This window comes from Oerskovia enterophila (assembly GCF_001692445.1).
In the GTDB taxonomy this organism is placed as follows: Bacteria; Actinomycetota; Actinomycetes; order Actinomycetales; family Cellulomonadaceae; genus Oerskovia; species Oerskovia enterophila.
Genome location: NZ_MAQA01000028.1, coordinates 40,805 through 57,647 on the forward strand (window position 1 = coordinate 40,805; position 16,843 = coordinate 57,647).

The 16,843-nt window shown below is 71.7% G+C and carries 16 protein-coding genes and 1 riboswitch; of the genes, 2 read left to right on the forward strand and 14 right to left on the reverse strand.

The genetic code is table 11. The features are described from left to right. Positions 1–34: 34 nt before the first annotated feature. The 7 genes from OERS_RS12300 to gdhA all read right to left on the reverse strand — a co-directional run bounded on the left by OERS_RS12300 (position 35) and on the right by gdhA (position 8,460). Positions 35–922, reverse strand: coding sequence for an ABC transporter ATP-binding protein (locus OERS_RS12300; RefSeq protein WP_068625977.1), 888 nt, complete (start codon positions 920–922; stop codon positions 35–37). Next, a complete protein-coding gene (locus OERS_RS12305; RefSeq protein WP_083201415.1) occupies positions 919–1,833 on the reverse strand; it encodes an ABC transporter ATP-binding protein in 915 nt (304 codons plus the stop codon). The genes OERS_RS12300 and OERS_RS12305 overlap by 4 nt, the downstream gene beginning before the upstream one ends. Beyond that, positions 1,830–2,990, reverse strand: coding sequence for an ABC transporter permease (locus tag OERS_RS12310; protein ID WP_068625978.1), 1,161 nt, complete (start codon positions 2,988–2,990; stop codon positions 1,830–1,832). Before OERS_RS12310 ends, OERS_RS12305 begins: the two co-directional genes overlap by 4 nt. After that, the gene (locus OERS_RS12315; RefSeq protein WP_068625979.1) at positions 2,983–3,978 is read right to left on the reverse strand and encodes an ABC transporter permease; all 996 of its coding nucleotides are present in this window, start codon (positions 3,976–3,978) and stop codon (positions 2,983–2,985) included. Before OERS_RS12315 ends, OERS_RS12310 begins: the two co-directional genes overlap by 8 nt. Positions 3,979–4,024: 46 nt before the next feature. Continuing rightward, positions 4,025–5,710: an ABC transporter substrate-binding protein gene (locus tag OERS_RS12320; protein ID WP_248948536.1), complete on the reverse strand. Its 1,686-nt coding sequence runs from the start codon at positions 5,708–5,710 to the stop codon at positions 4,025–4,027. 382 nt (positions 5,711–6,092) lie between these two features. After that, positions 6,093–6,848 (reverse strand): copper homeostasis protein CutC, encoded by a 756-nt coding sequence (locus tag OERS_RS12325; RefSeq protein ID WP_068625981.1) that lies wholly within the window; start codon positions 6,846–6,848, stop codon positions 6,093–6,095. A gap of 274 nt (positions 6,849–7,122) precedes the next feature. Then, on the reverse strand, positions 7,123–8,460 hold the full coding sequence (gene gdhA / locus OERS_RS12330; protein ID WP_056652431.1) for an NADP-specific glutamate dehydrogenase: 1,338 nt from the start codon (positions 8,458–8,460) through the stop codon (positions 7,123–7,125). 327 nt (positions 8,461–8,787) lie between these two features. Further along, positions 8,788–8,899: riboswitch (SAM riboswitch) on the forward strand. A gap of 20 nt (positions 8,900–8,919) precedes the next feature. On the opposite strand from gdhA, the gene OERS_RS12335 reads away from it, so the two are divergent. Then, a complete protein-coding gene (locus OERS_RS12335; protein ID WP_083201421.1) occupies positions 8,920–9,669 on the forward strand; it encodes an NADPH-dependent FMN reductase in 750 nt (249 codons plus the stop codon). After that, positions 9,666–10,232 carry a flavin reductase family protein gene (locus tag OERS_RS12340; protein ID WP_056652434.1) on the forward strand — a complete coding sequence of 189 codons (567 nt, stop codon included), beginning with the start codon at positions 9,666–9,668 and terminating at the stop codon, positions 10,230–10,232. The genes OERS_RS12335 and OERS_RS12340 overlap by 4 nt, the downstream gene beginning before the upstream one ends. Before the next feature lie 73 nt (positions 10,233–10,305). Here the strand turns inward: OERS_RS12340 and OERS_RS12345 are convergent, their stop codons facing one another. From OERS_RS12345 to OERS_RS12375, 7 genes are all read right to left on the reverse strand, one after another. Then, on the reverse strand, positions 10,306–10,722 hold the full coding sequence (locus OERS_RS12345; RefSeq protein ID WP_235535456.1) for a hypothetical protein: 417 nt from the start codon (positions 10,720–10,722) through the stop codon (positions 10,306–10,308). A gap of 200 nt (positions 10,723–10,922) precedes the next feature. Next, positions 10,923–12,020, reverse strand: coding sequence for an LLM class flavin-dependent oxidoreductase (locus OERS_RS12350; protein WP_068625982.1), 1,098 nt, complete (start codon positions 12,018–12,020; stop codon positions 10,923–10,925). 111 nt (positions 12,021–12,131) lie between these two features. Continuing rightward, a complete protein-coding gene (locus tag OERS_RS12355) occupies positions 12,132–13,289 on the reverse strand; it encodes an LLM class flavin-dependent oxidoreductase (protein WP_248948538.1) in 1,158 nt (385 codons plus the stop codon). A 56-nt stretch (positions 13,290–13,345) separates the two neighbouring features. Beyond that, positions 13,346–14,101 carry a GNAT family N-acetyltransferase gene (locus tag OERS_RS12360; RefSeq protein ID WP_083201416.1) on the reverse strand — a complete coding sequence of 252 codons (756 nt, stop codon included), beginning with the start codon at positions 14,099–14,101 and terminating at the stop codon, positions 13,346–13,348. Further along, complete coding sequence (locus tag OERS_RS12365) at positions 14,098–14,499, reverse strand: rhodanese-like domain-containing protein (protein WP_083201417.1); 402 nt, start codon at positions 14,497–14,499, stop codon at positions 14,098–14,100. The genes OERS_RS12360 and OERS_RS12365 overlap by 4 nt, the downstream gene beginning before the upstream one ends. A 129-nt stretch (positions 14,500–14,628) precedes the next feature. Further along, positions 14,629–15,915, reverse strand: coding sequence for an LLM class flavin-dependent oxidoreductase (locus tag OERS_RS12370; RefSeq protein ID WP_068625984.1), 1,287 nt, complete (start codon positions 15,913–15,915; stop codon positions 14,629–14,631). Positions 15,916–15,979: 64 nt separating this feature from the next. Further along, positions 15,980–16,843, reverse strand: an 864-nt coding sequence (locus tag OERS_RS12375) for an NADPH-dependent oxidoreductase (protein ID WP_322788295.1), incomplete at its 5' end; no start/stop codon positions are given.

Sequence of the window (16,843 nt, forward strand, 5' to 3'; positions counted from 1 at the left end):
CTGCTCGCCACCGGCACCGCTGTGGCGGCCGACCTCAGAGGTCGGCCGTGCCGAAGCGGTCGCGCACCGCACCGGCATCCCCCGAGGTTGCCGATGCCGACGCGAGCTCTCTGCGCACCTCGTCGCGGAGCCGTCCGTGGCTCTCCGGGTTCGGCGCTGCCCCGAGGAGGAGCTTCGTGTAGTCGTGCTGAGGATCGAGGATGACGTCGTCCGAGGGCCCTCGTTCCACCACCTTCCCGCGGAACATCACGATGATCTCGTCGCTGAAGTGACGAGCGGTCGCGAGGTCGTGCGTGATGTACAGGACACCGAGGTTCTCCTCGCGCTGCAACCGGGCCAGGAGGTTCAGCACCGACAACCGGATCGAGACGTCCAGCATGGAGACCGGCTCGTCCGCCACCAGGAAGCGTGCTCCCGGGGCCAGGGCACGGGCGATCGCGACCCGCTGGCGCTGTCCCCCCGAGAGCTCGTGCGGCCGTCTCGCCGCCACGATCGGTGCGGGCGTGAGGTTCACCCGCTCGAGGAGCTGGTGGACCTGCTCGTCGATCTCCTCGCGCCCCTTCGCCTTGCCGTGCAGCCGGAGGGGACGCTCGATGTGGTGCGCGATCGTGTGGAACGGGTTCAGGGAGGCGAACGGGTCCTGGAAGACCATCTGCACGTTGCGGCGGTACTCCGCCAGCGCGCGCCCGCGGGTCGCGCTCTTCCTGCCGTCGATGAGGATCTCGCCCGACGAGGGCTTCTCCAGCTTCGCGATCATGCGCGCCACCGTCGACTTGCCCGAACCGGACTCCCCGACCACGGCGATCGTCTTGCCAGGCTCCAGGGTGAACGACACGTCGTCGACGGCACGGAGCGTCCGGCTTCCCCGGCCACCACGGATGCGGAAGTCCTTGGTGAGGTTCTTGACCTCGAGCGTGCTCACAGTGCACTCCCTTCCGTGCTCTCACCGCTGCGCACGAACGAACCACGGTCCCCGGTGAGGCTCGGGAAGGACGCGAGGAGCTTGCGCGTGTACTCGTGCTGCGGCCTGGTGAAGATGTTCGCCGACGTGTTGAGCTCGACGATCTCACCGTGCCGCATCACCGCGATCCGGTCGCTGATCTCGAGCAGCAGCGGCAGGTCGTGCGTGATGAAGACGACCGCGAAGCTGAACTGCTCGCGCAGGCGCATGATCTCGCGGAGGATCCCCCGCTGCACGACGACGTCGAGAGCGGTCGTCGGCTCGTCCATGATCATGACCTGCGGGTTGAGCGCGAGCGCCATGGCGATCATGACGCGCTGGCGCATGCCGCCCGAGAGCTCGTGGGCGAAGCTGTTGAGACGATTCGGGTCCACCCCGACGAGCTGCAACAGCTCCCGGCTGCGCTCGAGCTTCTCGGTCTTGGTCATGGAGGGTCGGTGCGTGGTGAACACGTCGAAGAGCTGAGCCTTGATGTCGATCACCGGGTTCAGGGAGTTCATCGCCCCCTGGAAGACCATCGAGATCTTGTCCCACCGGAAGGCGCGCAAGGCGTCGCCCTCGAGGGTGGCGACGTCGATGTCCGTGCCGTCCTGGTCGTGGAAGACGATCTCACCGCCGGTCCGCAGCGCGGGCGGCTTGAGCAGCTGGTTGATCCCGTACGCCAGGGTCGTCTTGCCGCAGCCAGACTCGCCGGCCAGGCCGAGGATCTCGCCACGGTGCAGGGTCAGGGAGACCTCCTTGACGGCCTTGACCGGCGGGTCGACCTCGTACTCGATCGAGACGTTGCGGGCCGTGAGGACCGGCGCGAGCCCTTCGATCGCCTGGGCGTGGTCGGGCGTCGTCAGAGGCCCGGTCGTGAGCGCCGTGGTCATGCGTTCACCGTCTCCTTCTCCGTGGTGGTGCCGTCGTCCCCGACGAGCTCTGACGGGTCGCCAGCGCCCTGACCCGCTCCGCGAGCCTGCAGCTTGCGGGCCTTGCGGATGCTCTTGACGGCGGCGGGCGCCGTGCGCAGCTTCGGGTTGATGATCTCGTCGATGCTGAAGTTGATGAGCGAGAGGCCGCAACCGAACAAGGAGATCAGCAGCCCTGGCGGGACGTACCACCACCACTGCCCGGTCTGGAAGGCGTTGTACTGGAACGACTCGTTGAGCATGCTGCCCCAGGTGATGGAGCCCGACGGGCCCAGGCCGAGATAGGACAGGCCCGCTTCGCCGAGGATCGCGAGCACCACGGCGAAGAGGAACTGCGCCGCGAGCAGGGGCAGGAGGTTGGGGAGGATCTCGACCGTGATGATGCGCAGCGGACGTTCGCCGGCCACCCGGGAGGCGGCCACGTAGTCACGGTTGCGCAGCGACTTGGCCTGCGTGCGCAGCACGATCGCCGACCCCGCCCAGCTCGTCACGCCCAGCACCACGGCGATGATCCACATGCTGCGGCTCTCCATGTAGCTGGCGATGACGATGACCAGCGGGAGCCCCGGGATCACGAGCATGACGTTGGTGAAGAGGTAGAGCGCCTCGTCCGTCCAGCCGCCGACGTACCCGGCGACGATCCCGAAGAACAACGACAGCACGACGGCGATGGCACCGGCGACCATGCCGACGATCAGGGAGCTGGCTGCACCCGCCGCGAGCTGGGCGAAGATGTCGGCGCCGAGGTTGTTGGTCCCCAGGAGATGGTCAAGGCTCGGCGGCAGGTTGGCCGGGGCGTCGACGTTGCGCGGGTCCTGGGTGAAGAACGGAGCGATGAAGGCGAAGGCGATGATCCCGAGCGTGAGCACGAGTCCCGCGACGAGCTTTCCGGACCTGCGCGGGAGCATCTCGAGGGGTCCTTTGCGCGCCTTCGTCGTGCCGACCACGGCGACGCCGGGCTCGACCTCCGGAGCTCCGTCCCCGGGGGCGGGGACGTCGGGTACCCGTCCTGCCGTGCGGTCGTCGGGTGCGATCCCGTCGACCACCACGTCGGCGGCCGGGGATGCACTGGTCGCAGGGGTCACGAACTCCTGCGTGCGGATGTCGTCGTCAGTCATTGTGGCGCGCCCTGGGATCGATGAAGCCGTACAAGAGGTCCACGAGGAAGTTCGCTGCGAGCACCGTGATGGTGATGACGAGGAACACCCCCTGCATGAGGGCGAAGTCCTTGCCCTCGACCGCCCCGATCATCAGCTTGCCGATTCCCGGATAGCTGAAGACCTGCTCCATGACGATCGACCCCGCGACCACGAAGCCGAGCGAGACGCTGAAGCCCGCGAGCGACGGCATGATCGCGTTGCGCGTCGCGTAGGTCGTGAGCACTCGAGAGGGCCGGAGCCCCTTGGCCTCGGCGGTCGTGATGTAGTCCTCGGACAGCGTCGAGACCATCATGTTGCGCATCCCGAGCAGCCAGCCACCGACCGACGACAGCACGATCGTCAGCGCGGGCAGGAAGCCGTGGTAGATCGCGCTCGACACGAACGCCCAGCTGGCCTCCGGCCCGTCCGGGAAGTCGAACACGTCGTAGCCACCGATGATCGGGAACCAGGCCAGGTTCACCGAGAAGACCGCGACGAGGATCAGGGCGAGCCAGAAGTACGGAACCGACTGGAGCAGGGTGGATCCCGGGATGACCCCGTCCACCCAGGTACCCCGCCGCCATCCGACCCACACGCCGAGCGCGATGCCGATGATGAACGACAAGACCGTCGCGAGTCCGACGAGCACCAGCGTCCAGGGCAGTGCCTGGGCGATGAGCTCCGCCACCGGGGCGGGGTACTTGGTGAGAGACGTCCCGAGGTCGCCGTGCAGGATGTTGTTCCAGTACGTGAGGTACTGGTCCCATAGCGACGACTCGTCGGACGAGCCGAAGAGGAGCTGGATGGCCTTCTCCATCGCGGGGGTGAGATCTCCCGTCTGGGCGAACTTCGCCCGGAAGATGTCCTCCGCGTCCCCCGGCATCAGCCGGGGGAGGAAGAAGTTGAGGGAGATGGCGGCCCACAGGGTGATCGCGTAGAACGCGAGCCGCCGAGCGTAGTACTTCACCGTTCGGTACGTCCCATCATCATCGAAGCTCCTCCTCGGCCCGACATCACTCGGCGGGCTTGATGGTGCTCAGCACCACGCCGGCCGACACCGAACCCCACGACGGCGGGAAGGCGTACAGGTCGTCCTCGGTCGGCCAGCCGGTGAAGTCCTTCTGGTCGAAGAAGGTCTGCGTGGCGTTGATGACGATCGGGATGTAGGGCAGGTCGCGCGTGATCTCGGTCTGGATCGTCGCGTAGGCGGCCTTCTTCGCCGCCTCGTCGTTCGTCGCGGCTGCGGCGTTGACGGCTGCGTCGACCGTGGGGTTCGAGTACCGGGAGAAGTTCCACTCACCGGACTCGAGCTGGGTGCCCACGGGCTGCGTGTACTCGCCGCTGAACCAGTCGCGGTAGATCTGGAAGGGGTCCGGCACCGAGGTACCGACGACGCCGCCCATGATCAGCTCGAAGCCACCGGTCTGACGCGCGTCGGAGAACTCGTCCCAGGTGGCGGTCTCTGCCGTGATGGCGATGCCCGCGGTCTTGGCCTGCGCCGCGATGAGGTCTGCGGCGGCGTTGTAGTCGCTCCACCCCTCGACCGAGATGAGCTTCAGCTCGAGCTTCTTGCCGTCCTTCTCGTAGATGCCGTCGGCACCCTTGGTGTACCCCGCCGCCTCGAGGATCTTGCCTGCCTCGGCAGCGTTCGCCTCCTGCGGGCTGACCTTCTCGACGTCAGGCGAGATCCACTTGTCGTCACGGCCGAGCAGGGCGAACGTCGGGGAGATCTCGGCAGCGAGACCGACGAAGGCCTTCTCGTTGATGACGCCGCGGTCGATCGCGACGTTGAGAGCCTGGCGGACCGCGACGTCCGTCTGGGCGCCCACGCAGCCGGCATCGGCATTGGCGCAGGTGTACAGCACGGTCGGGTCCTGCGGCGTGTTGATGTACCCGAGGCGGCCGTCCTTCGTGAGGCTCTCGGGGTCTGCCACGAACATGCCGGCCCAGTCGATCTTGCCGGTCTTCAGGAGGCTCTCGGCCGAGGTGTTCGCGTCGATCCCGAGGTACTGGACCTTCTCGACGGCGGGAGCCCCGCCCCAGTAGTCAGGGTTCGCGACCATCGAGTAGGAGGCATCCGAGGTGCTCGCGACCGTGTAGGGACCCGTGCCGACCGGCTTCTCGTTGGCGAAGCTGATGGTGTCCGGCACGTCCTTCCAGATGTGCTCGGGGACCATCCAGGAGGCACCGAGGAGGGCGAACTCGTTGGTGAACTGCGGACCGGTGAACGTCAGCTTCACGGTCGTGGGGTCGACGACCTCGGCAGAAGCCAGGTACACCGGCTTGGAGGTCTCGTTCGAGAACGAGTACACGACGTCCTCGGCCGTGAACGGCTTGCCGTCGTTCCACGTGACACCCTCGCGGATCTTGATCGTCAGCTCGGTGCCGTCCTCGTTGAACTCGTAGGACTCGCCCAGCATCGGCTGAGGCGCGTCGGAGCTCGCCTTGTTGAAGTAGAACAGCGTCTCGTACACGCCACCGAGCGCGGCGTGGAGGACGGTCGGTGCGTACGGGTTGAAGTTCGCAACGATCGGCGTCTGGCTGCCTGCCCACACCGTGAGCACGCCGTCGCCCTTGCTCGCTGTGCCCTGGTCGCCGTCGTCACCCGACGAGCCGCAGCCCGTGGCGAGCAGCGTGAGGCCGGAGGCGAGCGCCACCGCGGTGAGAAGGCGCTTGCGCCCCTTGCTTCGGATCATCATCGGTCCTTTCGAGTCGTCGACGCCTCATCACGTCGATCAGCCCCGCTCGGCGGGTATGTGCAGGAACACTAACGAATCAATGGGGCCCCACGGAGCAATACAACAGGAAAGTTACCTAAATGAAACACGTGACGGGTCGAACGCGGCAGGATCCGCAGGAACCCGGGGATCTAGCGCGTCGTCGACCGCGCTCGGTGAGCCGCTGGACGCATCCAGGACCCCGGATGCACCCCCACCGTGACCGTCGGGAGCCTCCCCTCGAGAGGGGGACGGACGCCCTGCCCGGCGCACACCGCAGGGCCACACTGCCCCGCACCCGACCGGTCGGTCAGGTACGAGGCAGCGCGGATCTCAGGGCGTCAGGATCCGACGCGCCCCCTGCTCAGGAGCCCAGCGCCACGTCGAGCGCAGCGCGGGCCTCGCGTGCCGCTCCCAGGTCCGTGACCTCGTAGCCGGACCCGCCCCCGCCGCCGGGGCCGCCGTCGTCGGGCCGGACGCCCTTGGCCGACAGGTGGACCGCGTCCACGCCCGCCGCCACGAGGTCCCCCATGTCCTGGGCCCGCACTCCCCCGCCCGCCTGGATCTGCACGCGCCCTGCGGAGTGCCGAGCCATGGCCCCCAACCGGTCGACCCCGTCGATGCTGCGAGCCGCACCACCCGACGTGAGCACGCGCGTGACCCCCAGTCCCGCGAGGAGGTCGAGGGCCGCGGTGACGTCCTCGACGACGTCGATCGCCCGGTGGAAGGTCACCTCGCGCCCGCCTGCGGCCGCGACCAGGGCGCGGACCGCGGCCTCGTCGACGAGACCGTCGGACGTGAGCGCCCCGATCACGACGCCGGCGGCGCCTGCAGCGACGGCCGCGCGCACGTCGCGCACCTGCACGTCGAGCTCGGCCGTGCTGAAGACGAACCCTCCCGGGCGCGGCCGGACCAGCGGGTGGACCTCGACCGGCACTCCCTCGCCCGCGGCCTCTGCGGCCACCGCGACGGCCGCCTCGAGCAGCCCGACGCTCGGCGTCAGCCCACCCGTCGCCCCCAGCGCCGAGCACAGCTCGACCCGGCTGGCGCCGACCTCGGTGGCGATCCGTACGCCGTCGGTGTCCTGGACGGCGATCTCGAGCGCGACCTCGCGTGCCATGTGCTGGTGCTCCTTGCCTCGGGGGCCGGCGCGCGACGGCGCACCGGCGGGTCAGCGGCCAGCGTAGACCCGCGCAGGACCGCGGCCCGACGGCGTCCCGTACGTGACGTCGTCGGGTCGCCCGCCCGCGAGCACGGCCCGCGAGCCCACCTCACGCCCCGCCGGAGACGACGAGAGCGGTGCGCCCCGTGCGTGCTCGAGGCACGCGGGGACGCACCGCTCCTGGTCGTGCGGGGCAGTGCCCGGGCCGCTCAGCGGCCCGTCAGGACGACCGTCAGATGACGCCCTGGGCGATCATCGCGTCGGCCACCTTGGTGAAGCCTGCGATGTTCGCACCGAGCACGTAGTTGCCCGGCTCGCCGTACTCGTCGGCCGTCTCCTCGCAGCGCGAGTGGATGCCCTCCATGATGTGCGCGAGGCGCTCCTCGGTGTACTCGAACGTCCACGCGTCGCGCGAGGCGTTCTGCTGCATCTCGAGGGCCGAGGTCGCGACGCCGCCCGCGTTCGCGGCCTTGCCGGGCGCGAAGAGCACCCCGGCCTCCTGGAGCAGGGCCACGGCCCCCGGCGTGGTGGGCATGTTGGCGCCCTCCGCGACCGCGAGGACACCGTTGGCGACGAGCTGCTTGGCGTCCTGCTCGGTCAGCTCGTTCTGCGTGGCGCAGGGCAGGGCGACGGTCGCGGGGACGTCCCAGATGCTCCCGCCCGTGACGAGGCGCGCACCGGGGCGACGCTCGACGTAGTCGGCCACGCGTCCGCGCTCGACCTCCTTGATCTGGCGGAGGAGCTCGACGTCCACGCCTGCCTCGTCGACCACGTAGCCCGAGGAGTCGGAGAACGAGACGACGTTCGCGCCGAGCTGCTGGGCCTTCTGGATCGCGTAGGTCGCGACGTTCCCGGAGCCCGAGACGACGACGCGCTGGCCGTCGAAGCTCTGACCCTTGGTGCGCAGCATGTGGTCGGCGAAGAAGACCGTGCCGTAGCCCGTGGCCTCGGTCCGCACGAGCGACCCGCCCCAGCTGATGCCCTTGCCCGTGAGGACGCCGGACTCGTAGCGGTTCGTGATGCGCTTGTACTGGCCGAACAGGTAGCCGATCTCGCGGCCGCCCACGCCGATGTCGCCGGCCGGGACGTCGGTGTACTCACCGATGTGGCGGTAGAGCTCGGTCATGAACGACTGGCAGAAGCGCATGACCTCGCCGTCGGACCTGCCGCGCGGGTCGAAGTCCGACCCGCCCTTGCCGCCGCCGATGGGCATGCCGGTGAGCGAGTTCTTGAAGATCTGCTCGAACCCGAGGAACTTGACGATGCCCAGGTAGACCGACGGGTGGAACCGCAGGCCACCCTTGTACGGGCCGAGAGCCGAGTTGAACTCGACGCGGAACCCGCGGTTGATCTGCACGCGGTTCTTGTCGTCGACCCACGGCACGCGGAAGATGATCTGGCGCTCGGGCTCGCAGATGCGCTCGAGCACGGCGGCGTCGACGTACTGGGGGTTCTTCTGGAGCACCGGGCCGAGCGAGTCGAAGACCTCGCGCACCGCCTGGTGGAACTCGGCCTCACCAGGGTTGCGGGCGAGGACCTCGTCGTAGACGGAGTGCAGACGACTATCCATGAAGTGCTCCTCGGCAGGGCTGGTTCTTAACTGCACCAGGTTACGTACGTGTAAACACCGCCGTACTCCCGTCCCACTCTGAAAGACAGCAGGCTCACGACCTGGGACATCACCGTTGCCCGGAGCCACTTACTGGGCCAGCCCCCGGACCCGGCTAGCGCGGGCGGCGGCCGGGCCGCGGCCCGGCCAGCACCCCGCGGGACGGTACCCGCCAGAGCCCCGACCGCGCCCCACCCTGGCCCCGCCACGAAACAACCGTCCACGCCGTGAGAAATCTCGACCGGATCGGTACAGATTCGCGTCGACCGGGCTATACCCCTACCCAACGGTCACGAGCACCAGCGCCAAGCCCCGGCTCGCTGGTCAGCAACCCCTCCCACGACGGGGTGCTCCGGGAGATGACCTGGTCGCGCCGGCACCGGCGCGGCAAGCGTGCAGCACGACGACAGCGAGGACACCATGACGCAGCACCAGGCACCGCCCACCGACCCAGCCGGAGCCGACAGCGGCCTCGGCACCCGACCCGGCCCTGCCGACGGCTCGCCCCTTCCGCCCCGGCCCGCCGTGGTCACCCTGGTCGGCAACCCGCGCCCGGGGTCACGGACCCTGGGCGCGGCACAGGCCGTCGCGGCCCGGGTCGCCGACCACCTGGGCCTCGCGGCCGGGCCGGCAGAGGCGGGTTCGACAGACCCCGCGAGCTCCCCGGGCTCCCCGGGCTCCCCGGGCTCCCCGGGCAACCCGACCACCGCGACCATCGACCTCGCCGAGATCGCGGCCGAGATCCTGACCACCGTGCACCCCCGCGCGGACGCCGCGCGCGAGGTCGTCGCGGGCGCGACCGTGCTGGTCGTCGCGACGCCCGTCTACAAGGGCTCGTACACCGGGCTGCTCAAGGCGTTCCTCGACCTCTACGGTCCGGACGGCCTGGCCGGGGTCGTCGCGGTGCCGGTCGTGGTGTCGGGCAACCCGGCGCACGCCCTGGCCGGCGAGGTGCACCTGCGCCCGCTCCTCGTCGAGCTCGGCGCCACGGTCCCCACGCGCACGCTCGCCCTGCTGGACTCCCAGCTGGGCGAGGCCGAGCTCGCGAGCACCGTCGACGCCTGGCTCGACCGTGCGGGAGGCCCGTTGCTCCGGGCGGCGAGCGCCGCCGTCGGGCAGGACGTCCCCACCCACCAGACCGCCCCCGAGCTCGCCGAGGTGACCCGATGACCGCCGAACCCACCACCCGCTCCGACGTCGCGGGCCTCGCCGGGCTCGAGGCCCTGCTCCACGAGCAGGACGAGCCCCAGCTCAGCCCCGACGCCTACAAGGCCGTGTTCCGGCAGCACCCCGCGGGCGTCGCGGTCGTCGCGCTGCACCACGAGGGGCGGCCCGTGGGCTTCACCGCGACGTCGGTCATCTCGGTCTCGGCCGCGCCGCCGCTGCTCGCGTTCTCGCTCGCGTCGACGTCGTCGTCGTGGCCCGCGATCTCCGCGGCCCGCACGGTCACGGTCAACTTCCTCAGCGCCGACCAGGACGACGTGTCGGCGCGCTTCGCGACGAGCGGAATCGACCGCTTCGCAGCCGGCGGATGGTCACCGCTCGACTCCGGGGAGCCCGTGATCGACGGCGCGCTGTCCTGGGTGCGCGGGCGCATCATCCAGCGCACGCCCGTGGGCGACAGCTACCTGGTCTCGTTGCGCGCGCTCGCGTCGGGGACGCGCAGCGACGCGACGCCGCTGGTCTACCACGACCGGTCCTACCACCGGATCGGGGACCACTCGGCCCTCTGAGGCCACGGCAAGGGCGAGGGGCCCGACGGCGGTGCGCACCGCCGTCGGGCCCCTCGTCTTTGTCGTGGGTCGGCTACCAGGTCCAGCCGCGCGCGCTGAGCTCGAGCTCCTCGCGCAGCCGCTCGTCCTCGTCGCTGCGCAGGCCCGCGGCGAGCGGGTCCGCGTCGACCTCGAGACCGCTGAGCCGGCACGCCTCGCGCAGCAGCGCGTCGTACGCGCCCTGTGCGGCGAGGTAGTGGTGCGCCCGGGCGTAGACGCCCGGGTCGTCCTGGACGTCGCGCAGCTCGTGCGCGAGCTGGCCCAGGCGGATCTGGAGGCCCAGCGCCACGAGGGGATCAGGTGCCCGACGGCGCCGCTCGCGCCAGGTGGTCCGGTGCGGCCGGAGGGGAGGGAGGACGTCCACGGGGGGCCGGTCGTGGCGCACCGTGAGCCACGCGATGACGGCGACCGTCGCCGCGCCCACCACGCCGGAGATCACGAGAAGCCACATCGTCGGAGCCTTCTTCCGTGCCCCTGCGCGCAGCGCACGTGCCCGCAGGACACTTCCAGCCTAGGGCGTGTGGGAGCGCTCCGCCAGGGTCGGGGACGGCCACGTGGCCCTGTGCGAGAGACGGGAGGTGCCCGCCGGGACCTGGGTCCGGGCGGGCGCCTCTCGCGTCTCGTGGGGGCATCGCCTGGCGACGCCCCGTGCTAGCCCGCCGTGAACCCCTTGGCCCGGCGGGCGTCGGCCGGGCCCCACAGGTCGGTCTTGACCTCGGCCCTGACGAGCGGCACGACCTCCTCTGCGAACCGGCGCAGCACGTCGTCCTGCCGCGCCGGCTCCAGGAGGTGGTTGATCGAGACCGACTGCAGGTCGTGCCCGTAGCTCTGGTGGTAGTCGAGGATCTTCTCGGCGACGCGCTCGGGCGAGCCCACGAGGGCCGGCCCGCGCTCGACCGCCTCCTCGATGGTCCGGAAGCTCGTGACCTTGCCGACCGCGGCCGGGTCGTGCTTGCGCAGGTCTGCGCGCGCGACGGCTCCCTCGTAGATGGGGCGGAACTCCTCGATCGCCTGCTCGGTCGTGTCCGCGAGGAACAGCCCGCCCGAGCCGGACCCGACGAACCCGTACGCCGGGTCGTGGCCCGCGGCCGCGTACTGCTCGCGGTAGTGGTCGATCAGCACCTGGTAGTTCTCGCGGGGCTGGAACGCGTTGGCGCTCACGATCGGGTCGCCCCACCTCGCGGCGAGCTCGACCGCGAAGCGCGAGGTCGCGGACCCGTGCCAGATCCGGAACGTGCCGTCGTACGGGCGGGGCAGGGTCGTGGCGCCCTGCAGGTCGGGGCGGTGGCGGCCCTCCCAGTCGACCTCCTCACCGCTCAGGAGCAGGCGGAGCAGCTCGTAGTTCTCCGCGAGGTACTCGTACTGCCGGTCGATGTCGAGGCCCAGCAGCGGGTACTGGAGCGCCTCGTTGCCCTTGCCGATGACCATCTCGAACCGGCCCCGGCTGAGCTGGTCGATCGTCGCGTAGTCCTCCGCGACGCGGATGGGGTCCAGCAGGGACAACACCGTCACACCCGTGCTCAGCAGGATGCGCGACGTGCGCGCGGCGATCGCCCCGAGGATCACGGTGGGCGACGACGACAGCACGTCCCCCGCGTGCCGCTCGCCGACCGCGAACGCGTCGAGGCCGAGCTCCTCCGCCAGGACCGCGGTCTCGACGACGCGTTCGAGTCGGTCGGCCGCGGGCACGGCCTCGCCCGTGACGGGGTGGGGCGGGTTGAAGACGATGTCGAGGACCTGGAAACGCACGGATGCTCCTTGGTGGGGGTGGGTGGTGGTGCCGAGGTAGAGGGCGGGCGTCGAGGTAGAGGGCTCGGGCCCTCTACCTCGACGGGTGCCCTCTACCTCGCGAGGGAGTGCTCAGGCCGCCTGCGCCGACGCCGCCTCGGCGTCCCGCTTGGCGACCTCCTCGCGCACGATCGGGATGACGTAGCGGCCGAAGTCGGTCGCGTCGTCGAGCAGGTCGTAGCCGCGCGCCGAGACGATGCGGACGCCCAGGTCGTAGTAGGCGAGCAGCGCCTGCGCGACGGTCTCGGGCGTCCCGACGAGAGCGTTCGAGTTGCCCGCGCCCCCGGTGGCCTTGGCCGTCGCGGTCCACAGGGCCGTGTCGAACCGGTCGCCCTGGGCCGCGATCTCCAGGAGGCGCTGCGAGCCCGCGTTCTCGGGCTTGTCGATCGGGTGGCGACGGCTCAGCACGCCGCCCGCCGCGGCCTTGCGCTCCTCGATCCGGTCGAGCACGCGGTGGGCCTTCTCCCAGGCCAGCTCCTCGGTCGCGCCGAGGATCGGGCGGAACGCGGCGTGGATCCGCGGGGGCGTGGAGCGCCCGGCAGCCACGGCCTCGGTGCGGACGCGCTGGATCTGCTCGGCCGTGCGGTCGAGCGGCTCGCCCCACACCGCGTAGATGTCGGCCTCGGCCGCACCGACCTTGAACGCCGCGTCCGAGGACCCGCCGAACGAGATGGTCGGCGTGCGCCCCTCGAAGGGCTTGGTGTCGAGCACGAAGTCGTCGAGGTCGTAGAAGCTCCCGTGGTGGTCGAACGGTTCGGCGCTCGACCAGGCCTTCTTGACGATCTGGATGTACTCCTGGGTGCGGGCGTAGCGCTCGTCCTTGGCCAGGGTGTCGCCCTCTCGCCGCTGCTCGTGGTCGTTCCCGCCCGTGATGAAGTGGACGGACAGGCGCCCCTCGGCGAGCTGGTCGAGGGTCGCGAAGGACTTGGCCGCGAACGTCGGGTAGGAGACGTTGGGGCGGTGCGCGAGCAGCAGCTCGACCGTGTCGAGGCGGGCCGCGGTCCAGGCCGCGAGCGCCGACGGCTCGGGTCCGCTCGACCCGTAGGCGAACAGGACACGGGTCCAGCCGTTGTCCTCGTGGGCGCGCACGATGCGCTCCAGGTACTGCTTGTCGAACGGTGCGGTCGTGCGGGACGTGGTCTCGGAGGCGTCGCTCGTGGTGGCGATGCCGAGGAACTCGACGGGCATGGTCTTCTCCGGTTCAGGTGGGGTGGGGATCTCGGCAGGCACGCACTACCTCGGCGGGACGGTGGGCGCGGGTGGGGTGCCCTGTGGCGGACGAGCGGTCAGGGTGACTGCGGGGCGGGAGCCTCGACGGGCGGGAGGTCCAGGCCGTACGCGTGCAGCCGCCCGCCGCCCTCTCCCTCGATCACGCGGGTCTCGCGCTCGGGCAGCCGCCTGAACCCGAGCGCCTCGTAGAGCCGGTGCGCCCGGGTCATCTGCGGACCCGAGTTCATGACGACCCGCTGCGCCCCCTGGGCACGAGCCACGTCGAGGACGTGCCGCGTGAGCGTCGTCCCGATCCCCCGTCCCCGAGCGGCGGGGGCGACGCCGAGGAGGCGGAAGTCCAGCTCGCCGTCGAGCGCCAGGGGTGAGATGTGCCGGCCAGGCGGCGGGGTCGCGACGGTCCCGAGCAGCGCTCCGGCGTCGTCGTCGACCGCGACCCACACGTCGTGCTCGGCCGCGCGGCTCGCGACGTCTCGCAGCACGTCCCGGTACGACTCCGAGATCGTGTACTCGAACCCGTACGCCGCTTCGAGCAGGTCGGCGACGGCCTCGTGCTCGACGGGCGTCACGAGCCGGACGGTCACCCCGGCGCCGTCCCCGGGCGACCCTGCTCCTCCGTGACGGCTCCCGTCCGGGCGAGCGGCGCCGTCGGGCACCCTGCCCCCGTGACCGTCGCGGCGCGCCGACTCGACGAGGCGGGCGACGCCGTCGGCCACCTCGCGCACCCGCCGGGCCCGGCGGGAGGACTCTCCTGGATCAGCAGCGCCGGCGGGCGGGTTCCCGACGCCCGCGCGCGACGTGGTGGGCGCGCTCATGCGCGCTGCCGGACCGGCTCGTGCGGGCCCGACGACGCCGGCTCGCCCTCCGCGCCCGCGCCCGGCTCGGCCGGGAGGCCCGCGTCGCGCCAGGCGGGGAAGCCGCCCTCGACGTGCGAGACGTTCGTGTAGCCGCGAGCGGCGAGGGCCTCGGCGACGGGGCCCGAGCCACGCTCGGAGCCGCAGACCACGACGATCGGGGTGTCGAGAGAGACCGCGGGCGCCGCGACCGAGCCGAAGATCGCGTCGAGGTCCTCGCGGTCCGTGACCGTGGCACCCGGGATGGCGCCCGCGCTCGCACGGCCTCCCGCGCTGCGGACGTCGACGAGGAAGGCTCCGGCCGCGACGCGGTCGCCCGCGTCGGTGGCCGGGGTGAGCAGGGGCTGGTGCTGGGTCATGTCGTCTCCTGGGTCGGGTGGCGCGATGGGTGGCGCGATGGGTGGTGCGGGTCGAGCGGGTGCTGCTGCCGAGGTAGAGGCCTCCCGTCGAGGTAGAGGTCTGAAGCCCTCTACCTCGACGGGTTCCCTCTACCTCGCGAGGGCTGGTTCGCGGTCGGCCGCGACCTCGGGCCCGGCCGCGTCCGCCGCCGACAGGCCCCAGCGGGCCGCGAGCAGCTCGAACGACCGGGCCCGGTCGGCGGGGTCGTGCGCGACGGTCGTCACGACGATCTCGTCGGCCACGGTCACGCGCGCGAGGGTCTCGAGGCGTTCGACGACCGTGTCGGGCGACCCGACGAACCTCGTGTCGACGCGGTCCTGGACGGCCGCACGGTCGGCGTCGGACAGGTCGTCCCACGCGGGCGTCGTGCCGGGCGCGGGGTAGGCGATCGCGCCGTCGGCCCCGCGGCGGATCGACAGGACCCAGGCCGTGAAGGGGTCCGCGATCCGGCGGGCCTCGGCGTCGGTGTCCGCGACCAGGACGTCGGCCGAGACCACGACGTACGGCTGGTCGAGCACGCCCGGCCGGAACGCCGCACGGTAGGCCGCGATCGTGTCGAGCGTCGCGGACGGGCCCACGTGGTAGTTCGCGGCGAGCGGCAGGCCCAGCTCGCCCGCGACCCGCGCGCTCACGCCGCCGCTCGACGCGAGCACGAACAGGTCGAACGCCGCGCCCTCGACGGGCGGGCTCGTGTACGCGGTGCCCGCGCTGTTGGTGAAGGTCCCCGCACGCAGGCCCAGGACCAGCTCGAGCTCGTCGCGGAACTCCGCGGGCGTCCGGCTCGCACCGACGACCTCCTTCTGGGCGAGCAGCCGCTGGCGCAGCGCGGTGTCGGTGAAGGCGACGCCGGGCGCGGCGGGGATCAGGAGGCCGTCGACCACGCGCGTCCCGGCGGGCTGCGCGGGGGCGGGCGCGGGCTCGCCCGCCGTCGTCGCCTGCGTGCCCGACGACGGAGCCTCGGCTCCCGTGCTCGCCTCGCTCCTCGCGGGGGGCGGGGTGAAGGCCCGGCCCAGTCCCAGGTCGACCCGGCCCGGGTGCAGGGCCGCGATGGTCCCGAACTGCTCGGCCGCGAGGAGCGGGCTCGTGGTGCTCAGCAGCACGGCGCCCGACCCCACGCGGATGCGCGTCGTGCGCTCGGCGACGAGGGCCGCGAGGACCGCGGGGGACGCCGAGGCGACCCCCGGGGACAGGTGGTGCTCGGCGAACCAGATGCGGCGGTAGCCCAGCTCGTCGGCGCGGACCGCGGTGTCGAGGGTGTCGCGCAGGGCCTGAGCGCCGGTCGAGCCCTCGCTCACGACCGCGAGGTCGAGGATCGACAGCGGGACCCGGGTCGGGTGCGGGGTCTGCGGGGTGGTCGGCTGGTCGGAGACGGTCATCGGGTTTCCTCGGTGGTCGTGGGGGTGTCCTGGTCGAGCGGGGGTCGGGCGGGCGGTCCGCCGGTCAGCGCGAGGGCAGCCCGCGCGCTGCGAGCGCCGAGTGCAGGTGCGCGTGGCCGCGCTCGGGTCCGGGGACCGCGAGCCGGTCGACCACGCGGCGGCGCCAGCTCTGCGCGAGCCCCTCCTCGCGGTAGAAGGGCGCGATGAGGTCCTCGTACGCGTCGACGTACGGCGCCTGGACGGCCAGGTCGTAGGTCTCGTGGTGCAGCACCGCGGCCTGGGGAAGCCGTGGCTTGACCCGTTCGCCGCCTGCGGGGTCGGGATGCCCGACGACGAGGCCGACGACCGCGACCGTGCCCTCGGGCAGGCCCAGCTCGGCCGCGACCTGCTCGGGGTGGTGGCGCAGCGCGCCGATGTAGACGGTCCCGAGCCCCAGCGACTCGGCGGCCACGACCGCGTTCTGCGCGGCGAGCGCCGCGTCGACGAACGCGACGACCGTCGAGTCGAGGTAGTCGGCACCCGCCAGGTGCGTGCCGTCGGCCGCCCCGATCGCCCGGGCGCGGGCCAGGTCCGCGACCCACACGAGCAGCAGCGGAGCCTGGCGGACGTGCGCCTGCCCTCCGGCGAGCGCCGCGAGCCGGTCCTTGCGGGCCGGGTCGGTCACCGCCACGACGCTCCAGAACTGCATGTTGGACGAGGTCGGCGCGGACTGCGCGGCGGCGACCAGGGTCGGCAGGACCGTGTCGTCGAGCGGGTCGGTGAGGTAGGCCCGGACCGTGCGGTGCCGCAGGATGCCGGCGATCGCGTCGGTGAGCGGGGCGACGTCGTCGGGCTGGTGGGCGCCGTAGCGCTCCGTCAGGGGCGAGGCCGTGGTGATGGTCGACATGATGGCCTTTCGGTCGTGCGGGCGGGGGCGCGGGTGCGGGTG